The sequence below is a fragment of the Candidatus Nitrotoga arctica genome (assembly GCF_918378365.1).
In the GTDB taxonomy this organism is placed as follows: domain Bacteria; phylum Pseudomonadota; class Gammaproteobacteria; order Burkholderiales; family Gallionellaceae; genus Nitrotoga; species Nitrotoga arctica.
Genome location: NZ_OU912926.1, coordinates 2,612,434 through 2,631,100 on the forward strand (window position 1 = coordinate 2,612,434; position 18,667 = coordinate 2,631,100).

The following is an 18,667-nucleotide window of genomic DNA, read 5'->3' on the forward strand; positions in this document are numbered from 1 at the left end:
CTTAATGCGCATAGTAAAAGCCATGGATAATGGAACTTCAACATGATACATCAAAGCTGCATCAGAACGACAGATCGAGTCCTGCCTCAAGCATTTCAGCCGCATGTTTGCGCGTGGTATCAGTAATTCTTACTCCGCCCAACATACGCGCAATTTCCTCGATACGTTCCGCCCGATTGAGGATAGATATAGTACTCACAGTAGCACCGTTTCGGCTGGACTTGCTCACTTGCCATTGGGCATCCGCCATCGCTGCCACCTGCGGCAAATGCGTTACGCACATTACTTGATGTCGCTGTCCTACGCGCTTAAGCAAAGCACCAACGATCTCCGCCACACGCCCTCCTATGCCACTATCCACTTCGTCAAAGATCAACGTGGGCACGGTGGCTGCCTGACTGGCGGCCACCTGTATTGCCAGACTAATCCGCGATAATTCGCCACCAGAGGCAACTTTTGCCAAGCTGCGCAACGGCGAACCGGGATTGATCGCCACCTGAAATTCGAGTGCTTCCAGCCCCTGTGCATTTCCTTCGGCAAGTGGTTTCAGTGCCACAGCGAAGTTGCCGCCCTGCATGGCCAAAGTCTGCATTGCAGAAGTAATTTCACGCGATAATTTTTCAGCTGCTTTCTTGCGCACCGCACCCACTTTTTTCGCAGCAAACAGATACTGCTCACGCGCGGCAGCCTCTTGCTGCGCCAATGCGGCAAGGTCAGCATCGCTGCCCAGATCATCTAACCGCGCGACAATACACTGCAAGGCTCCGGGCAATTGCTCCGGCAATACCCGGTATTTGCGCGACGCATCCACCACCGCAGCCATGCGCTGTTCCTGCTCGCGTAATTTTTGCGGGTCAACGTCCACTTGCTGTGGATAATGACGTAACGCATACACGGCTTCCTGCAAATCGTTTTGGGCACTTTCCACAATATTAAGCGTGTCCTGCAAAGATCCGTCGAATTCAATGCCGACGCGTAAACGGACAGTAAGCGCATTCAATTGCGCAAGACAGGCAGTATCGGCCTCACTTAATATTTCCACGCCAAACTGTGCGGTTTCCAACAAGTCAGCGGCGTGCGACAGGCGCGCATATTCGCTCTGTAATTCCATCCACGCCTGTACTGTGAAGTTCAGCATTTCCAGCTCGTGCCGCTGGAACAACAGTAATTCACGCTCGCTAGCCACTTCTTCAGCTGTTTGCTCCAGTTTTGTATGGTGGCGAAGCAACGTTTGCCACGCACGGAATAATCCCGCCAACTCTCCCACCTCGCTTATCAAACCGGCATAGCCATCCAACAGGTCGCGCTGAGCATCGGGACGCAACAAGGATTGATGTGCATGCTGACCGTGGATATCGAGCAGATACTCACCCGCATCGCGCATCTGTTGCAACGTGGCGCTACGCCCATTAATGAAACCACGCGACCGTCCGTTGACATCCAGCACCCTACGCAGCAAGCATACATTCGCATCACCTACCAACTCTTGCTCGCGCAACCAGGATTGCAAATCGGGCAAGTCGGCTATATCGAATTCCGTACTGATCTCGGCGCGCTCACAACCGCTACGCACCATGCCCGCATCGCCACGCTCGCCCAACGCCAGCGACAATGCGTCAATCAAAATGGATTTACCCGCACCCGTCTCGCCAGTGAGCGCGGTGAAGCCGGAGGAAAAATCGAGCTCAAGGAAATCAACGATGACAAAATCGCGGATACTAAGAAACTTCAACATTACAATGTTTTATTCCAAAGCAATTTTTCACGCAATGTACGGTAATAGCTATGTCCTACTGGATGCAATAGACAAGCCGGCTTTGGATGACGTCTCACCAGCACTTTGTCATTTTCCTGCAAGTCAAAATAGGCGTGGCTATCAAAATGCACGCGCGCATCAGAAATACGGTGCGGCAGAATTTCCAGCAGCGATTCGCTTTTAACAACGATGGGACGATTGCTCAAGGTATGCGGACAGACAGGAACCAGAGCGATAAGGTCGAGTGAAGGATGCAAGATAGGGCCGCCAGCGGATAACGCATATGCTGTAGAGCCAGTAGGGGTCGCCACAATCAAACCATCTGCACGTTGAAGATATAGATACTCATCATCGATGCGCACTTCGAATTCAATCATGCTGCTGATATTGCCGCGGTGTAACACCACTTCGTTGAACGCTAGCGAACTAAATACCTCAATACCATCGCGCAAAATACAGGTAGCCAACAACATACGCTGCTCAGTGACGAAATTACCGCCCAGCATAGCGGCTATGGTTTGCTGCATGGTATCAAGCGAAATGTCAGTAAGAAAACCTAATCGCCCCTGATTCACTCCCACTAACGGAATACCGAGGGGGGCCAAGGTACGCGCAATGTTCAACATGGTTCCATCGCCGCCCAGCACGATAGCCAGATCTACCTCATCCCCCATCGTGTCCAGAGCCATAACTCTATAGTCGTGCTGTTTTAGGTGCTCGGCCGTGAGACTATCCACCACTACAGAAACATCTTGCTCGGAAAGAAATGCAGCCAACCGCAGCAACGGCCCGGTAATTTCCGGCGTCTTGTATTTTCCGATCAGAGCAACAGTTTTAAAAGGGAGTTTCATAGCATAAATTGTGGCTCTCTAAATTTTTTTTGCAATATCCCCTTCGGCATCCTCTTCGAATTTGGAATTGATAAAGTTCAATTCTCATTTAGAGCATAAATTTATCAAATAGAAACCATGGATGAAATTAAACCATAACAATAAATTAATTTCAAAGCACAAGCTCAAACATCACGGCCGAATTAGAGAAACACGGCATTACTAATCTGAATATTATTCAAGGTACTCGGTAACTAACCAGACGCTGGCTTGAGATAAATAATTCAACTACCCCCTTTATATAAGCAAACAAAAAAATGAGACTAGATAAAATTTAATAAATATAAATTACCCCCCACTTTATGGAAGCGTTCTGGCAAGACGAAACCCAACCTTGTATTCATAACGTTTTATCTCCTCGTTCCCCATACGATATGCGGAGCGCATAAACTTCGAACTGAATTTCCAAGAGCCGCCACGAATAACACGTCCTACAGACCTATCATTTCCAGATGTTTTTTGCACCCAAGCACTTCCATTCGTTGGCGCCCCTTTATAATTATTATGATAAGTATCCTCCGTCCATTCCCACACATTGCCTAACATGTCGTATAGACCAAAAGCATTGGGCTGGAAGCTGCCTACGGGGGCAGACTGTGCCCCTTCCCATGGCGTGGCAGATCCATCCCACTTGTTGCCGCAATCACTACAGTTAGCATTGTTACGCCCGACATCATTGCCCCAGTAAAAAGCGGTTGTCGTGCCAGCGCGAGCGGCATATTCCCATTCCGCTTCAGTCGGCAGACGGTAGTTCTTTCCAGTTTTCTTTGATAACCATTGGGCGTAGAGTTGAGCATCAAACCAATTGACACAGGAAACCGGTCGGTTATCAAACTCGCTGTCGCCCATAAGGTCTTTACGAAAGCCAAAGTCACCCGAATTACGGCCAACACGTTCTTCAACCCAACCGCTTTCGTTGACTGCCCAACATGTTCCCGCATCATGTTTTGTCTCGCCCACAAATGCTGCATATTGACCTCGAGTAACTTCAGTTTTACCCAAGGCAAAAGACGATAGGGTGACCCGATGAACAGGACCTTCATCAACGCCATGCCCGACCTCATCATCCGGCGAACCCATGTCAAAACTTCCTGCAGAGATGACTATCATTTCTGGGCAGCCTGGACAATCTTTGAACGTTCCCTTTTTAACCTCAACCGGCTCAGACTCGCGCTTTTTACCTGCAGCGTTGAGTTGCGCCGCGCCCAATTGAACCTCGACCTTTTTAATCGCACCGTCTCCCACACGGAGTTCTTGTTCAAATGTGCGATCATTAAAAGCATCAACTTTCTTTTGCACCCGCAACTTCAACGTGCCTTCAGGCACCTGCACGTCCAGAGGACATACGCCCTTGAGCTTATCGTCAACGAACACTTCAGCGTCCATATCATCAATTTTACAGGTGACACTTAACAACGATCCCTTCTTCGCCTCAACCTGCTCCAGGCTCAACGGTGCTGACGCCTGACGCTTGTCTTCGATGTTATTCTGCGGCGCACCCAATAACACTTCAATCGTTTTAATCACGTTATCGCCCACGCGAATTTCTTGCTCGAATATACGTGCATTGGAAGCATCAACTTTCTTTTGCACCTTCAACTTTAATGTGCCTTCTGGTACCAGCACATCCACAGGGCATTCACCCTTGAATTTGCCATTAACCAATACATCAGCGCCCACGTCATCACCTTTACAGGCTACACTCAGCGTAGAGTCAGCCGCATAGACGTTAGCGAATGCCGCTAGGGTTACGATTAGTAGGGTTGAAATATAAACTGATTTCATGGTTTCTCCGTTTAAAAAAATGATTGAGGTGGAAATTTTATTCATCTTAAAATCTTTACCGCCATTATTTATGGGCAGCATAATGCGTTAAACTCGTCGTCGCTGAGACTGGCTTGATGCAGAATGGCGCGTAATGTACCACGGGCAAGTTCATTATTGTCAGAACCACCCATTGAAAAATAGTTAATAACCTGCGGGATAATTTTGGGGGGGTATTGGATTTTTTTGAAAACAACCGCCTATAGCAATCTATATCCATAACCAGACTCTCGAACAATAAGTTCGGCTTGTGGTTTCGTTTGTAGTTCCTCTGTTAAACAAATAAATTTTCCTAATGACTTGACTTTCAAGACTTGGGACTACAGACCATTGAAGCGTAAAACATTTGATTATGAATATTAAAATTAAATTATATGGAGATATATGGAGATATCAAGTACAGAACAACATTACAATAACTTCCAGCTTACCAATTCGATATAATCGATATTTAACGATAACTTGTGAACCCTCAGTCTGACGCATTCATGTTTTTATGAAATAGTAGAAATATTTGTGCACGGCATATGACGAAGCTTGAATCCGCCAATGTTAAACTGCTGATATTCGAAACCGACCTCAATTATCGACCAACTCCGAACACAGCAAACCCTTATCGAAAAACGACGCCACTACTTCCAGATCAACTTTAATGTCAACAATTCTTAACAACCGCGCACAAATTTTGCTTAAGACATTGGTGGATCGCTATATTAACAATGGTCAGCCGGTAGGTTCGCGCGCGCTGCTGCAGTTTTCCGGTTTGGAAGTCAGCTCAGCTACTATTCGTAATGTAATGGCTGACCTCGAAGAAATGGGGCTGGTGAGCAGTCCGCACACTTCCGCTGGGCGCGTGCCGACAGCACGGGGCTATCGTTTGTTTATCGACACATTGATGGTGGTGCAACCGCTAGACAGCGCACGTGTGCAACAACTCGAACATCAATTGCAACCGGACAATCCTTCGCGCTTGCTAATGCAGGCGTCCAATTTGTTGTCTGAGCTCACCCATTTTGCGGGCGTGGTCGCCACGCCAAGACGCACCGCCATCACTGTGAGTCATGTCGAATTTTTACGCCTATCCAAAAAGAGAGTTCTGCTAATTATCGTAATGCCAAATGATGAGGTGGAGAACCGCGTATTACTGACACACAAGGACTATACTCAATCGCAGCTCACTGAAGCCGGCAATTTTTTAAGCCAGCACTATGCTGACTGCCCGTTCCAGGATATCCACCAACGCGTGCAGTCCGAGTTACATCAATTGCAACACGACCTGACCGCACTGATGAGCGCGGCGATGGTGGCAGGTGATGCGGTCATTGCACGAAAAAATGAAGATTACGTTATCAGTGGCGAGCGCAACCTTTTATATATAAACGATCTTTCTTCAAACATGCAACAGCTGCGCGGGCTGTTCAACGTATTCGAACAGAAAACCGAGCTGCTGCAGTTACTTGATGTAAGCCGCCATGCTCCCGGTGTGCATATTTTTGTAGGTAACGAATCCGGATTGCCCGGATTGGATGAATGCAGTGTAGTTAGTGCACCTTACACCTCTGACGGTCAGATAATTGGTACGCTGGCGGTGGTCGGTCCCAAGCGCATGAATTACGAAAAAGTCGTCCCGATTGTAGACATCACCTCCAAGCTGCTCAGCAATGCGCTGTCGCACCATTAGCAAAAACAAATATCAACATTAAAGGCACAGGAAAGACCAGTCCAAACTTTTTAATCGGTATTCTGTTTAGCTTTTCTCAGTAGAAAATTTCTTGGATACAACTTTATGCCTTACTCAACCGAACCCACCTATACCCACGGCACACCTGAAAAATGTGCCGTGTTATTGCTTAACCTTGGCACGCCGGATGCTCCCACTGCCCAAGCAGTCAAACCTTACTTGCGTGAATTCCTGGGCGACCCGCGCGTAGTGGAAATTCCAAAACTAGTTTGGTGGTTTATTTTGAACGGTATTATTCTTAACACTAGACCCAAGAAATCTGCCGCCAAATATGCCAGCATTTGGATGGCCGAAGGCTCACCCCTGAAAGTACATACTGAACGTCAAACCAGTCTGCTACAAGGCTATCTGGGGGAACGCACCCATGGCATGCCACTGGTGGTGGACTACGCCATGCGCTATGGCAATCCCTCCATTCCCAGCGTGCTAGCTAAACTCAAGGCGCAAAACTGTCAGCGCATCCTGCTTGTTCCGATGTATCCACAATATGCCGCCAGTGCAACCGGCACCGCATGGGATGTCATTTTTAACGAACTCACCAAACAGCGCAATATGCCCGCGCTACGCACTATTAAGCACTTCTACGACAACCCTGGCTACATTGCAGCCACTGTGCAAAACATTCGCGATTATTGGACACTGCATGGTCGTCCGGATCAGCTGGTGATGAGCTTTCACGGTTTACCGCGCTACACGCTGGAGAAGGGAGATCCTTATCACTGTGAATGCCAAACGAGCGGACGTCTGATAGCTGAGGCACTGCAACTGAATGCAGAACAATACACTGTTTGCTTCCAGTCGCGCTTCGGCCGCTCCGAATGGCTTCAACCTTATACCACTACCATACTTAAAAAATTAGGTATGAAAAAAACTAAACGCGTTGATGTAATCTGCCCTGGCTTCGTAGCAGACTGTTTGGAAACGCTGGAAGAGATTGCAATGGAAGGTAAAGAAGACTTTAGGCATGCAGGCGGTGGCGAATATCACTACATTCCTTGCCTCAATGAACGGCCAGGCTGGATACACGCCTTAGCAGATTTGGTCTTGGATAACCTACACGGCTGGCTGGATAAGCCGCAAGCGGCACAACTGGAACAGAGCCGCTTAAGGGCTCTGTCCATGGGCGCTAAGAGTTAACTTGTAAAACTAATGTGCATTGCTATATGAGTACCATCCAGCGGCACGAAATGCCTTTATATCCGGATAAAATTATCGCGGTAATACTTCATCTCATTGATAGATTCGTAAATATCGGCCAGCGCTTCATGCTTACCGTGTTTCTTTATTCCCTGAGCCACTTCTGGCTTCCAACGTTTAGCAAGTTCCTTAAGAGTACTTACATCCAAGTTACGATAGTGGAAATAGCTTTCCAATTGCGGCATCCAGCGTGCAAGAAAGCGACGGTCTTGGCAGATAGAATTGCCGCACATCGGTGATGTGCGGGCGGGCACATGTTCCTTGAGGAACTCCAGCATCTGAGCTTCCACTACTGCGTCGTCCAGCGTAGATGCTTTCACCTTGTCGATAAGACCAGATTTGCCATGGGTGGCTTTATTCCAGCTATCCATACCGTCCAATACGATATCTGCTTGGTGCACTACCAAAACCGGTGCTTCAACAATAGTATTCAGATCGCCATCAGTAATAACCAGCGCAACTTCAATAATGCGATCAGTTTCCGGAACTAGACCGGTCATCTCCATATCTATCCAAATGAGGTAGTTTTGATTTTGTGCCATAATTGACTGCGTATGTTTATTGAGATTACTGTCGAATAGGTATTGTGCCATATCAACACAACACGCCAATTATTTTTAATTAGTAAATAATAGCCAAGGCTCTGCTATAAAAAAACAACCAAATAACATCAATTACTTACAGTATATATTTTATATAAATATCAGAACACATGAATTCATTCCAATTTTCCGCGTTATTTATTGGCGCACTGTTATTAACTACGATCGCCCAAATGTGGCTGGCACGACGTCATCTTACCCACATCCAAACGCATCGCGCCGAAGTGCCATCGAATTTTCGCGAGCAGATAGACCTCTCAGCACACCAAAAAGCGGCAGACTACACAAGCGACAAAACGCGATTGACTATGCTGAGTACTCCATTCAATGCTCTGCTGCTATTCGTATTCACCCTCGGTGGTGGGGTGCAGTGGATCGCCGACTTATGGTTGACCACCGTTACCAATTCACTCATACAAGGCCTGGCGGTCATCCTAACGGTGCTGATACTTTCATCCCTGTTGGAAATGCCGTTCAGCTTGTACCGCACATTTGTCATTGAGGCGCGCTACGGCTTCAATAAAATGACGCTGGCAATGTATCTGGCCGATGCCGCGAAAAGCTTGTTGCTCGGCGCCCTATTCGGCTTACCATTATTATTCGGAGTATTGTGGCTGATGGAACGCATGGGCGCAAGCTGGTGGCTGTATGTTTGGGGGGTGTGGGTAACGTTCAATCTGCTACTACTATTCATCTATCCCTCTTTCATCGCACCGCTGTTCAACAAGTTCACCCCGCTGCAAGATGAGACGCTCAAAACACGTATTAAGGCACTATTACAAAAATGCGGATTCACCGCACAGGGGCTGTTCGTAATGGATGGCTCCAAGCGTACCTCACATGGAAACGCCTATTTCACGGGCTTCGGCAAAACCAAACGAATTGTGTTTTTCGACACCCTGCTGGAACGCCTCGTGCCAACAGAAATTGAGGCGGTACTAGCGCATGAGCTGGGACATTTTAAACGTCACCATGTGCTGAAACGTATCGTTTTCACCTTTGCTTTAAGCTTGGGATTCTTATGGCTGCTCGCACAATTGATGGAAGCAAACTGGTTCTACGTCGGACTCGGTGTTACTACCCCATCCACCGCGCTGGCGCTATTACTGTTCTTCATGATATTGCCAGTCTTCAGCTTTTTACTGCATCCGCTTATGAGCTACTACTCGCGCAAACATGAATTCGAGGCAGATGCCTATGCCGCGCAACAAACCAATGCACATAACCTCGCCAGCGCGCTGGTAAAGATGTACCAAGACAATGCTGCAACCCTTACGCCAGATCCGCTGTACTCCACGTTTTACGACTCGCATCCACCCGCTTTAATGCGTATTGCTCGATTACAAACTTTACAAAGAGCCTAATTATGAATAAATTTTTTATTATATTTTTGTTACTGTGCAGTACAACACAAGCCGACCCCTTTGCCGATGGCCAACCAGAAACCGGTAAAAAATTGTTCGACAAATACAAATGTAATAGCTGCCACAACGGCAAGATGGGCGGTGACGGTAATGCCATCTTCACGCGTCCCAACCGCAAAGTGACGGACCCGCAGCAGTTAACGGCTCAAATTAATGTATGCGCCAGTAATGTGGGTGCTAATTTTTCCACACAGGAAAAACTAGACCTCGCCGCCTATCTCAACAAGCATTTCTATAAATTCAAGTGAACGCTATGACAACCCTCTGTGATTTGGCAAACAAACAATGTAAACCTTGCGAAGGCGGTGTACAGCCGTTATCTCAAGATGAAATTAACGTTCTGATAAAGCAGCTGGATGGCTGGGTGCAGCGCGATCACACTATCGGTAAAATTTTCGAGTTCAAAAACTATTATCAGACCATGGCCTTCGTAAATGCAGTGGCATGGCTTTCGCACCGCGAAGATCATCATCCCGATCTGAGCGTAAGCTACAACAAGTGCCATGTAGAATATTCTACGCATGCCATTAAGGGCCTGTCGGAGAATGACTTCATCTGCGCCGCCAAGGTGGACGCCTTGCTTAAGGTTTGAACCTACCTATCCAAGGGCAAGTAATCGCCGCCTTCAGCCGCCAATATATGGTTGAACTGTCTGATGGAGAATTGCTACCCTGTCTAACACACGGCAAAAAAAGCGAAGTGGCATGTGGTGATATTGTAGAAATTCAGCGCATAAATGATGCGCAAGGGGTGATCAAACATATCCTGCCGCGCCAGACTTTACTGTACCGTTCTGATGCCTACCGCCAGAAACTCATTGCCGCCAACATTACACAAATTATTGTGGTCGTGGCAAGCGAACCTTCGTTCAGCGACGAACTTCTGGCGCGCTGCCTCATCGCCGCACACGACCAGCAACTTGCCACCCTCATTGTGCTGAATAAATGCGACTTGCTGGAAGCAGCAACGACTGCGCGTGCCCAACTAAAAGCCTACCGCGCCATCGGCTACCGTGTGCTGGAACTGTCTGCCAAAGAGAACGCGGCCCCTCTATGTCCCCTTTTACAAGGCCACACCAGTATACTGGTAGGGCAATCCGGCATGGGTAAATCCACCCTCATCAATAAATTACTACCGGATGCACAAGCAGCCACACGTGAAATTTCCACCGCACTGAATTCAGGAAAACACACCACCACCCACGCACGTCTCTATCACTTAAATACGGAAAGCCATTTGATAGACTGCCCTGGTGTGCAAGCATTCGGGCTACACCACCTGGATTTTGGTGCCATCGAAGCGGGCTTTGTGGAATTCGCAGCCTACCGTGGTCAGTGTCGCTTCCATAACTGTCGTCATACACATGAACCGGACTGCGCACTGAAAAAAACAGAACAAGAAGGAAAGATCGATACACGAAGACTAAAGCTGTTCCAGGAGATTAGCCAGAGCAAGTGCTGACCTGCATCCTTGAAAAGGCAGTGATTGATGACTTACTATTGATCCGGCACGAATTATTCATGAAGCCGCGTAGGCGACTTTTGGGTCGCCGAAATAACGGCGCACGCGTTCGGGGTTTTGCTCAAGCATGGTCATGTGATCAGTCGCAGCAGCTCTGAGTTTTGCCTTGGTGCGCACTGGCACCTTTGAAGTGATGACGTGCTTGAGATCTGCATTCAGTCTTTCTTCGGGGTTGAGTTCAGGGCTGTAGCTGGGCAAGTAGAACAACTCGATTTTCTGTGCGTTCTCGGCAGCCCAAGCCTTTACAGGTTTGCTGTGATGAACTCTCAAGTTGTCCAGTATCAGAAACACCTTGCGGTCTGTATCCTTGATGAGCGCCTCCAGAAATTCAATGAGCTTGTCGGAGTTAAATGCCTCATCAATAATCATCCAGCGCGTTTTACCCTGATTGGTTACCGTCGCAATCATCGATAGCTTGTGGCGCGTGCCGCCTACTGCGAACGTCACAGGTGTCTTGCCCACCGGCGCATAGCTCCTGCCTCTGACATCCGTGTTGACTAGCGCCGTCTCGTCGCCCCAGTGAATTTCCGCACCTTCTGTTTTTGCTCTGGCTTCAATGGCCGGATATTGTTCATCAAGCCAAGCCTGGACGGCTTCAGGCCGCTGCTCGTATGCTTTTTTAATGGGTTTTTGTGGTGTAAAACCCCAACGTGCCAAGTAGTTGCCTACTGCCCGAATAGACAGCTTGATACTGTGCGCCAGCTCAATGTGCTGGCGCACAGCGGGCCTGCTCCATAGCGCAAAATCCATCTTGAGTTGTTCGGGGCGTCTGTCGCAGATGGTTTGTTGAATCGCCAGCTCTTGGCTAATCGTCAAGCGACGTCCACTGCCAGGTTTTTTACCCCGAACGCCGGGCTTGAGTGCCCCCGAACCTTCAGCCTTATACAACCGCAGCGCCGTATTGACTGCCGTCCAGCTCAGTCCCGTTTGCACCACGATCTCCATCACCGCCATGCCTTTGCGGTGCATACGTATGACTTGCTTGCGTCGTTCATGCAGTACTTCTCGCGACTGCTTGCGGGCATCTTCTTTTTCCATACTCCATAGACATCGAAAACCAATAAAAATTCATTTATAAATCGTGCCGGGTCTATAATAGCCTCATTAAATAAGGAGCTAATATTACGGATACGTCAGATCCTCACTAACGTTGCCAACCCTAGCAGTAACAACAACACAATCCAGAATACCAGCGCGCGCCACACCAGACCTACAGTGCTTTGCATGAAGTCCACGTCAGCCTCATCTCCAATTCCCAATTCGGGACGATCCAGCGGCAAACCGCCCTGTGAAATGGGCAATCCAAGCCGTACACCAATCGCTCCCGCACCACTTGCCAGCACAATGCCAGCTTCAGGATCAGGCCAGTTTTGCGCCTGTGTACGCCAGCAATACACCGTGTCTTCAAAATCGCCAACAATAGCAAAGATCGTGGTGGTAAGGCGCAGCGGTAGCCATTCTATCCAATGATAGGCTTGTCGTGCGAACACGCCGAATTCGCTGAGTTCGGCATCACTCTGATTATCCCAACGCGTATAAATGAATTGCGACATACGATACAGGATTGCGCCAACTGGCCCCAGCCCCAGCAGCATTGTAATCACAAACCACACTATTATACCGAACACACGACGGTGCGAGGCCAGCAGCCCTTCTTCGATTGTGACACGCGCAACTTCCTCGTAATTCAATTCATGACATGATATTCCACGCCATGTGGAAAGGATGTTGCGCGCTTTGTCCAAATCGTTGTCACGGAGCGCTTGATGAATTTCAGTGTAGTAATGACTGAACTGACGGAAGCCCATGGTGAGATACAGTACCAGCACACTGAATGCCCAAGCGAACACCGGATGGATAAGGTACGATAACCAATACAGCGCAGCTGTCCCGCATAAGGGTAGTAGCACCGCAAGTAGCCAAGCAATCTTGCCATGCTTATGCTCACCCGTATTTAAGTGATGCTGAAAAAAATTGACATAGCGTGTCAGCCAAACAAACAAGTATTTGCGCGAAGCAAGCGGATGTAATTGTTCCAGCAACAGGGCGGCGATTAGTGAAAACAGGCTCATGGCATCTTAAGGTGCATAGGCTAAGTTAGCCCGCAAGATACCACACACATGATTATGCGACACACCATTAACCCAACCGCTTCATTATATGACACACACATTTGCTGTCATTTATTTGCCATGAAACATTTTGTTCAGTCGGATGTATGCATCTACACTGCTATTTCTATTATTGCAGATCAAACAAGTGAGCTTCGCCGGAATGGCCAGTTTTTGCGAGTTATTGCTACGCAATATTTTCCTACTACTGCCACAGCACCAACTCGCACGCGAATTTTAAAATTTGCAGGTTAAATAATCATTCCCGCCGCAACAGTATTATTCGTCGCCTCATCAATGACGATAAAGCTGCCCGTAAAGCGGTTTTTAATATAGCTGTCGAATACCAGCGGCTGTTGCACCTTCATCGCCACGCGAGCAATATCATTCATATTGAGCGTGGCGCTGCTGTGATGTTCCAGTGTATTAACATCCACACGATATTCAAGGCGCACGAACACACACTTCACCACACGCGTGGTGTGCTTGATAATGTATTTGCGATTCAGATCAAGCGGCGATTCAGACAGCCAGCACAGCATGGCCTCAAATTCCTTGGCAATTTGCGGCATAGTGACTGACTTCACAAACATATCGCCGCGCGAGATATCGATCTCATCCGTCAGGGTTAGCGTGACCGACTGTGGCGCGCAAGCACGTTGCAAGTTGCCGTCGTAGGTGACGATCTCCTTTACCTTGGTGGTGCGGCCGGAAGGCAGGATAGTAATTTCATCGCCCGCCGCGATAACACCTGACTCAATACGTCCCATGTAACCGCGGAAATCGTGATATTCCTGCGTCTGCGGACGGCACACCCATTGCACTGGGTAGCGGAAATCGGTAGTGTTGATGTCATGGTCAATCACCACATTTTCCAGCAATTCCAGCAATGGGCTGCCTTGATACCAATTTAAATTTTCGCCGCGCTCCACCACCATGTCGCCATTCAATGCCGACATTGGAATGCAGGTCATCTCATGCACGCCCAATTGCGCGGCAAATGCACGATACTCTGCGCAAATCGCGTCGAACGTTTCTTCCGAATAATTTACCATATCCATTTTGTTGACGGCCAGCACAATATGCGGCACACCCACCAGGCTGGCGATAAAAGTATGGCGGCGTGTTTGTGTCAGTACGCCCTTGCGTGCATCAATCAATATGACCGTAAGGTTCGCTGTGCTGGCTGCAGTAACCATGTTGCGCGTGTACTGCTCATGCCCAGGCGTATCGCCGATGATAAATTTGCGCTTGGGCGTAGCAAAATAACGATAAGCTACGTCAATGGTAATTCCCTGCTCGCGCTCCGCCTGCAAGCCATCGGTGAGTAGTGATAAATCCACTGCACCCATGCCGCCCCGCCGCTCACTGGTTTTAGTAATGGCAGAAAGTTGGTCTTCAAAAATAGACTTGGAATCATGTAACAAGCGGCCAATTAACGTACTCTTGCCGTCGTCAACGCTGCCGGCAGTGATAAAACGAAGTAGTTGTGTGGTATTGCTCATAATTAAAAGTAACCTTCTTTTTTGCGCAGTTCCATTGATGCCTCTGAGGTCTGATCATCCATACGTGTCGCACCACGCTCGGTAATGCGTGTGATTGCTGTTTCTTCAATAATTTCCTGCGCGTTGCGTGCATGCGACTCTACCGGACAGGTACAAGTCATATCGCCCACCGTACGGAAACGCACCATCATTTTTTCCACCGTTTCGCCTGACCTCGGCTGCACCAAATGTGACACGGGCAAAATACCATTGTCACGGCGAATCACTTCGCGTTCATGCGCGTAATAGATGTCTGGGATATATAGCTTCTCGCGTGAGATATATTCCCAAATATCCATTTCCGTCCAGTTACTGATCGGAAACACGCGAATATTTTCACCGGCATGCACCCGCGTGTTGTATGTATCCCACAACTCGGGGCGCTGATTCTTCGGATCCCACTGACCGAACTCGTCGCGAAAAGAAAAGATGCGCTCCTTGGCTCGTGCCTTCTCCTCGTCCCGGCGCGCACCGCCAATACAAGCATCGAAACCAAACTCGGCAATCGTTTCCAGTAAGGTCACAGACTGGAAGGCATTGCGTCCCTGATCTGCATTTTTCAGCACAATCGTTCCCTTCTTGATCGAGCCATCCAGCGAACGTACGATTAGCCGCTCGCCCAAATCAGATGCCAGTTTGTCGCGACAAGCGATCACTTCTGGAAAGTTATGCTCGGTATCAATGTGCACCAACGGGAACGGAAAGCGCGCCGGGCGGAAAGCCTTTTCTGCCAGGCGCAACATGACGATGGAGTCCTTGCCACCGGAGAATAACAGCGCAGGATTTTTGCATTCCGCCGCCACCTCTCGCATGATGTGGATAGATTCACTTTCCAGCACATCCAGATGGGTAAAAGGTTGATTACTCATTTTTTCTCAACTTCAAAAAATATAAATTCAAGATAACTGAATCTATGGTTCAACAAATAATGCGCCGCAGGTGAATTAAGGTACGCCTTTTCAGATATCTACCGAAAGCCAGAACAGACTATACCTGCTTAATCGGAGTAATTTTGTTCACATGCAAACCGCACTCCTTATTTTGCGTATCCTCCCACCACCAGCGCCCGGAGCGGATATCCTCACCTGGTGTGATTGCACGCGTACAGGGTGCGCAACCAATGCTGGGATAAAAACGATCATGCAGTTTGTTATATGGCACCTCATACTGCTTGAGATATTCCCACACTTCAGCGTTACTCCAGTCGAGCAGCGGATTGAATTTCTGTAAGCCGTTATCGACATCGAACGCCGATACCTGCAAAACACCCCGCGTGAGCGCCTGCTCATGACGCATACCTGTGATCCAGGCGCGTTTGCCCGATAAAGCACGACGCAGGGGCTCCACCTTGCGGATATGGCAGCAGCTCTTACGCAGCTCTACGCTGTCATAAAAGCCGTTCACCCCATTTTGGGCGACGTACTCTTCGATCCGCCGAGCATCTGGGAAAAAAATTTGCAGCGGCACGCTGTAATACGCACGAACCTCCTGCATCAGGTCATATGTTTCTTGCGGCAGACGCCCGGTGTCCAAGCTAAACATTTCGATGTCGGGCTGATATTTATTGATCAAATCGGTCAGCACCATGTCTTCCGCTCCCAGACTATTAGCAAAAATAACTGGCGCGTAGTCACGCGCAGCATTGGCCAATATAGTGCGTACTTGATCAATTTTTGGTTGCAACTCACTCATTTATTGAACCTGCTGTTGCAATTGCATCACGTTTTACACGACGGAACAGTGGTAATTTTTGATCCAGCGAAGTTTGATAGGTTTCTGAAAAATCCGTTAAACCCTTTAGCGCATCATGAATGTTCTTGTCCGGGCGCGGCGCAAAAGCATTAAAGCCGACGCGTTGCATGTAGAACATCTGGTCACGCAACACATCACCAATAGCGCGCAATTCGCCAACGTAGCCGAGACGGGCGCGTAGATTGTAAGCAATCGAATAACCACGGCCATCCGCAAATTTAGGAAAATCAACAGCGATGACGTCAAACTTTTCCACCTCGCCTTTCAATTCTTCCGGCCTCTCATTACTGGCCAGCCAAACACCCAGTTCAGCGCGATTTTGCAGCGTGGCCCGTTGCGCCTGCCACACTTTAAGTGGAACAATGATTTTTCCGGCAGGAACGGTGACTAATTCTGGCGTTTCATTTTCACTCAGGCGGAGGATGGTCCAATCATCGCTGACAACGGCTTTGTTTTTAATAATCATGATCGTTAAAACCTCGATTTACGTTGAACGGTATAATTATCAGGCTTCTGTATAAACCCATAAGCATTCTTATCAACAGCATCTTCTGCATCAATCGGTGTTGCGTACACATATTCTTTAAAGGGTGTCATGCCTATCCTGCGTACTGTGTCAATGAAAAGTTCTTCTTCAAAGCGCTCACGCACATAAACTTGCAGCAGCCTATCAATCACCTCAGGCATTTGTTGAAAGTTAAAAGATGGGCCAATTATTTTACCGATTGCAGCATCGTTACCCTGTGCACCACCAACCGACACTTGGTACCACTCACCCCCATCCTTCTTGTCGACGCCGATAACGCCAATATGTCCAACATGATTATGCCCGCACGCATTGACACAACCTGACATATTGAGCTCGATCTCACCAATATCATGTAGGAAATCAAGGTTATCGAAGCGCTCTGCAATCATTTTTGCAAGCGGGATCGATCTGGCAAATGCCAGGGTGCAGAAATCTGCACCAGGGCAGCAGATGATATCAGTCAGTAAACCAATGTTCGGCGATGCCATGCCATGCTCTGCTGCTTCTTTCCAAAGGCTGACAAGGTCAGATTGTTTAACGTCGGCCAGCACCAAATTCTGCTTATGCGTAACTCGCAGTTCGCCGAAGCTAAAACGATCTGCCATATCTGCCACGACATCCATTTGCTCCGCACTCGCATCTCCCGGTGCTATGCCCGTTTTCTTAAGTGACAGCACCACAACTGCATAGCCCGCAATTTTGTGGGGCTTCACGTTGCGCTGCAACCAGTTCGCAAAAGCTTTGTTCTCGGTCTTGTATGACGCCACACCCGGATCATTTGCCGGTAATGTTTCATAAGCGGGCTCTGTAAAGTAGGCCGCGACACGGTTCAGTTCTTCAACAGTTAACGTACCCGGGCCGTTTTTGATATCAGCCCAATCCGCTTCGACCTGGCGTCTAAACTCTTCAATCCCGAGGGCTTTAACCAGTATCTTGATGCGAGACTTGTACATATTGTCGCGGCGGCCATATTGGTTGTAGACACGCATGATGGATTCAATGTACGTCAACACATGCTGCCACGGCAAAAAGTCGCATATTTCGCTACCGATAATAGGGGTGCGTGCCGTACCGCCACCTACCAGCACGCGGAAACCAATTTCCCCTTGCTCATTCTTGAGCACAGACAGCCCAATGTCATGCACTGCGATCGCGGCGCGGTCTTCGGTTGCACCATTTATCGCAATCTTGAATTTGCGCGGCAAGTAGGCGAATTCTGGATGGAAAGTGCTCCACTGGCGCAGAATTTCGGCGTATGGACGCGGATCAATAATCTCATCCGCTGCAACGCCCGCATATTCATCGGACGTGATGTTGCGAATGCAGTTGCCGGAGGTTTGTATCCCGTGCATTTCAACTGTGGCAAGATCAGCCAATAAATCCGGTGTCTCTTCCAGCTTGATCCAATTGAACTGGAGATTTTGACGGGTCGTAAAGTGACCATAGCCACGGTCGTATTTACGCGCGATGTGCGCAAACATGCGCATCTGCGCAGAGGACACCAAACCATATGGTACAGCGATACGCAGCATATAAGCATGAATTTGCATATAAAGTCCGTTCTGCAATCGCAGCGGACGAAACTCATCTTCTGTCAGTTCATCTGACAAACGGCGGCGCACCTGGTCGCGATACTGAGCAACGCGCTCATCAACAATTTGATGGTCATAAACATCATATTTATACATTTTTTAATTTCCTTACATTAACGGCGCATTATAAAGCCAAGTTAAGTTAACCTTGCCTCCGCGGCCAATTTTTTAAACGCACTTTATC

General features: G+C 48.4%; 17 protein-coding genes. 6 read left to right on the top strand and 11 right to left on the bottom strand.

All coding sequences use genetic code 11. From position 1 onward, the window contains the following. Positions 1-61 precede the first annotated feature (61 nt). From recN to MKZ32_RS11945, 3 genes are all read right to left on the bottom strand, one after another. Positions 62-1,735: a DNA repair protein RecN gene (gene recN / locus MKZ32_RS11935; RefSeq protein ID WP_239797471.1), complete on the bottom strand. Its 1,674-nt coding sequence runs from the start codon at positions 1,733-1,735 to the stop codon at positions 62-64. Continuing rightward, positions 1,735-2,607 (bottom strand): NAD kinase, encoded by an 873-nt coding sequence (locus MKZ32_RS11940; RefSeq protein WP_239797472.1) that lies wholly within the window; start codon positions 2,605-2,607, stop codon positions 1,735-1,737. The genes recN and MKZ32_RS11940 overlap by 1 nt, the downstream gene beginning before the upstream one ends. Before the next feature lie 339 nt (positions 2,608-2,946). Next, a complete protein-coding gene (locus tag MKZ32_RS11945) occupies positions 2,947-4,431 on the bottom strand; it encodes a formylglycine-generating enzyme family protein (RefSeq protein WP_239797473.1) in 1,485 nt (494 codons plus the stop codon). Positions 4,432-5,131: 700 nt separating this feature from the next. Here MKZ32_RS11945 and hrcA point away from each other — a divergent pair. Further along, complete coding sequence (hrcA, locus tag MKZ32_RS11950; RefSeq protein ID WP_239798146.1) at positions 5,132-6,151, top strand: heat-inducible transcriptional repressor HrcA; 1,020 nt, start codon at positions 5,132-5,134, stop codon at positions 6,149-6,151. A 105-nt stretch (positions 6,152-6,256) separates the two neighbouring features. Further along, positions 6,257-7,348, top strand: coding sequence for a ferrochelatase (hemH, locus tag MKZ32_RS11955; protein ID WP_239797474.1), 1,092 nt, complete (start codon positions 6,257-6,259; stop codon positions 7,346-7,348). Positions 7,349-7,404: 56 nt separating this feature from the next. Here hemH and orn read toward each other — a convergent pair whose 3' ends face one another. Then, positions 7,405-7,950 (bottom strand): oligoribonuclease, encoded by a 546-nt coding sequence (gene orn, locus MKZ32_RS11960; RefSeq protein ID WP_239797475.1) that lies wholly within the window; start codon positions 7,948-7,950, stop codon positions 7,405-7,407. Positions 7,951-8,120: 170 nt separating this feature from the next. Between orn and MKZ32_RS11965 the strand changes: the two genes are divergently transcribed. The 4 genes from MKZ32_RS11965 to rsgA are packed head-to-tail and all read left to right on the top strand — an operon-like array spanning position 8,121 to position 10,895. After that, the gene (locus MKZ32_RS11965; RefSeq protein WP_239797476.1) at positions 8,121-9,374 is read left to right on the top strand and encodes a M48 family metallopeptidase; all 1,254 of its coding nucleotides are present in this window, start codon (positions 8,121-8,123) and stop codon (positions 9,372-9,374) included. 2 nt (positions 9,375-9,376) lie between these two features. Continuing rightward, positions 9,377-9,682 carry a c-type cytochrome gene (locus tag MKZ32_RS11970; RefSeq protein WP_239797477.1) on the top strand — a complete coding sequence of 102 codons (306 nt, stop codon included), beginning with the start codon at positions 9,377-9,379 and terminating at the stop codon, positions 9,680-9,682. 5 nt (positions 9,683-9,687) lie between these two features. Further along, the gene (locus MKZ32_RS11975; protein WP_239797478.1) at positions 9,688-10,026 is read left to right on the top strand and encodes a 4a-hydroxytetrahydrobiopterin dehydratase; all 339 of its coding nucleotides are present in this window, start codon (positions 9,688-9,690) and stop codon (positions 10,024-10,026) included. After that, positions 10,023-10,895 (top strand): ribosome small subunit-dependent GTPase A, encoded by an 873-nt coding sequence (gene rsgA, locus MKZ32_RS11980; RefSeq protein ID WP_239797479.1) that lies wholly within the window; start codon positions 10,023-10,025, stop codon positions 10,893-10,895. The genes MKZ32_RS11975 and rsgA overlap by 4 nt, the downstream gene beginning before the upstream one ends. A gap of 57 nt (positions 10,896-10,952) precedes the next feature. Here rsgA and MKZ32_RS11985 read toward each other — a convergent pair whose 3' ends face one another. The 7 genes from MKZ32_RS11985 to MKZ32_RS12015 form a co-directional block, all read right to left on the bottom strand. Beyond that, entirely contained in the window at positions 10,953-11,993 is a 1,041-nt protein-coding gene (locus MKZ32_RS11985; RefSeq protein ID WP_239797480.1) for an IS630 family transposase, read from the bottom strand. 95 nt (positions 11,994-12,088) lie between these two features. Beyond that, positions 12,089-13,027 (bottom strand): CobD/CbiB family protein, encoded by a 939-nt coding sequence (locus MKZ32_RS11990; RefSeq protein WP_239797481.1) that lies wholly within the window; start codon positions 13,025-13,027, stop codon positions 12,089-12,091. A 290-nt stretch (positions 13,028-13,317) separates the two neighbouring features. Continuing rightward, positions 13,318-14,571, bottom strand: coding sequence for a sulfate adenylyltransferase subunit CysN (gene cysN / locus MKZ32_RS11995; protein ID WP_239797482.1), 1,254 nt, complete (start codon positions 14,569-14,571; stop codon positions 13,318-13,320). A gap of 2 nt (positions 14,572-14,573) precedes the next feature. Further along, positions 14,574-15,479, bottom strand: coding sequence for a sulfate adenylyltransferase subunit CysD (gene cysD, locus MKZ32_RS12000; RefSeq protein WP_239797483.1), 906 nt, complete (start codon positions 15,477-15,479; stop codon positions 14,574-14,576). A 118-nt stretch (positions 15,480-15,597) separates the two neighbouring features. Beyond that, positions 15,598-16,302: a phosphoadenylyl-sulfate reductase gene (locus MKZ32_RS12005; protein WP_239797484.1), complete on the bottom strand. Its 705-nt coding sequence runs from the start codon at positions 16,300-16,302 to the stop codon at positions 15,598-15,600. Further along, positions 16,295-16,828, bottom strand: coding sequence for a DUF934 domain-containing protein (locus MKZ32_RS12010; RefSeq protein ID WP_239797485.1), 534 nt, complete (start codon positions 16,826-16,828; stop codon positions 16,295-16,297). The genes MKZ32_RS12005 and MKZ32_RS12010 overlap by 8 nt, the downstream gene beginning before the upstream one ends. Positions 16,829-16,833: 5 nt before the next feature. Next, a complete protein-coding gene (locus MKZ32_RS12015; protein ID WP_239797486.1) occupies positions 16,834-18,579 on the bottom strand; it encodes a nitrite/sulfite reductase in 1,746 nt (581 codons plus the stop codon). Between the last annotated feature and the right edge of the window lie 88 nt (positions 18,580-18,667).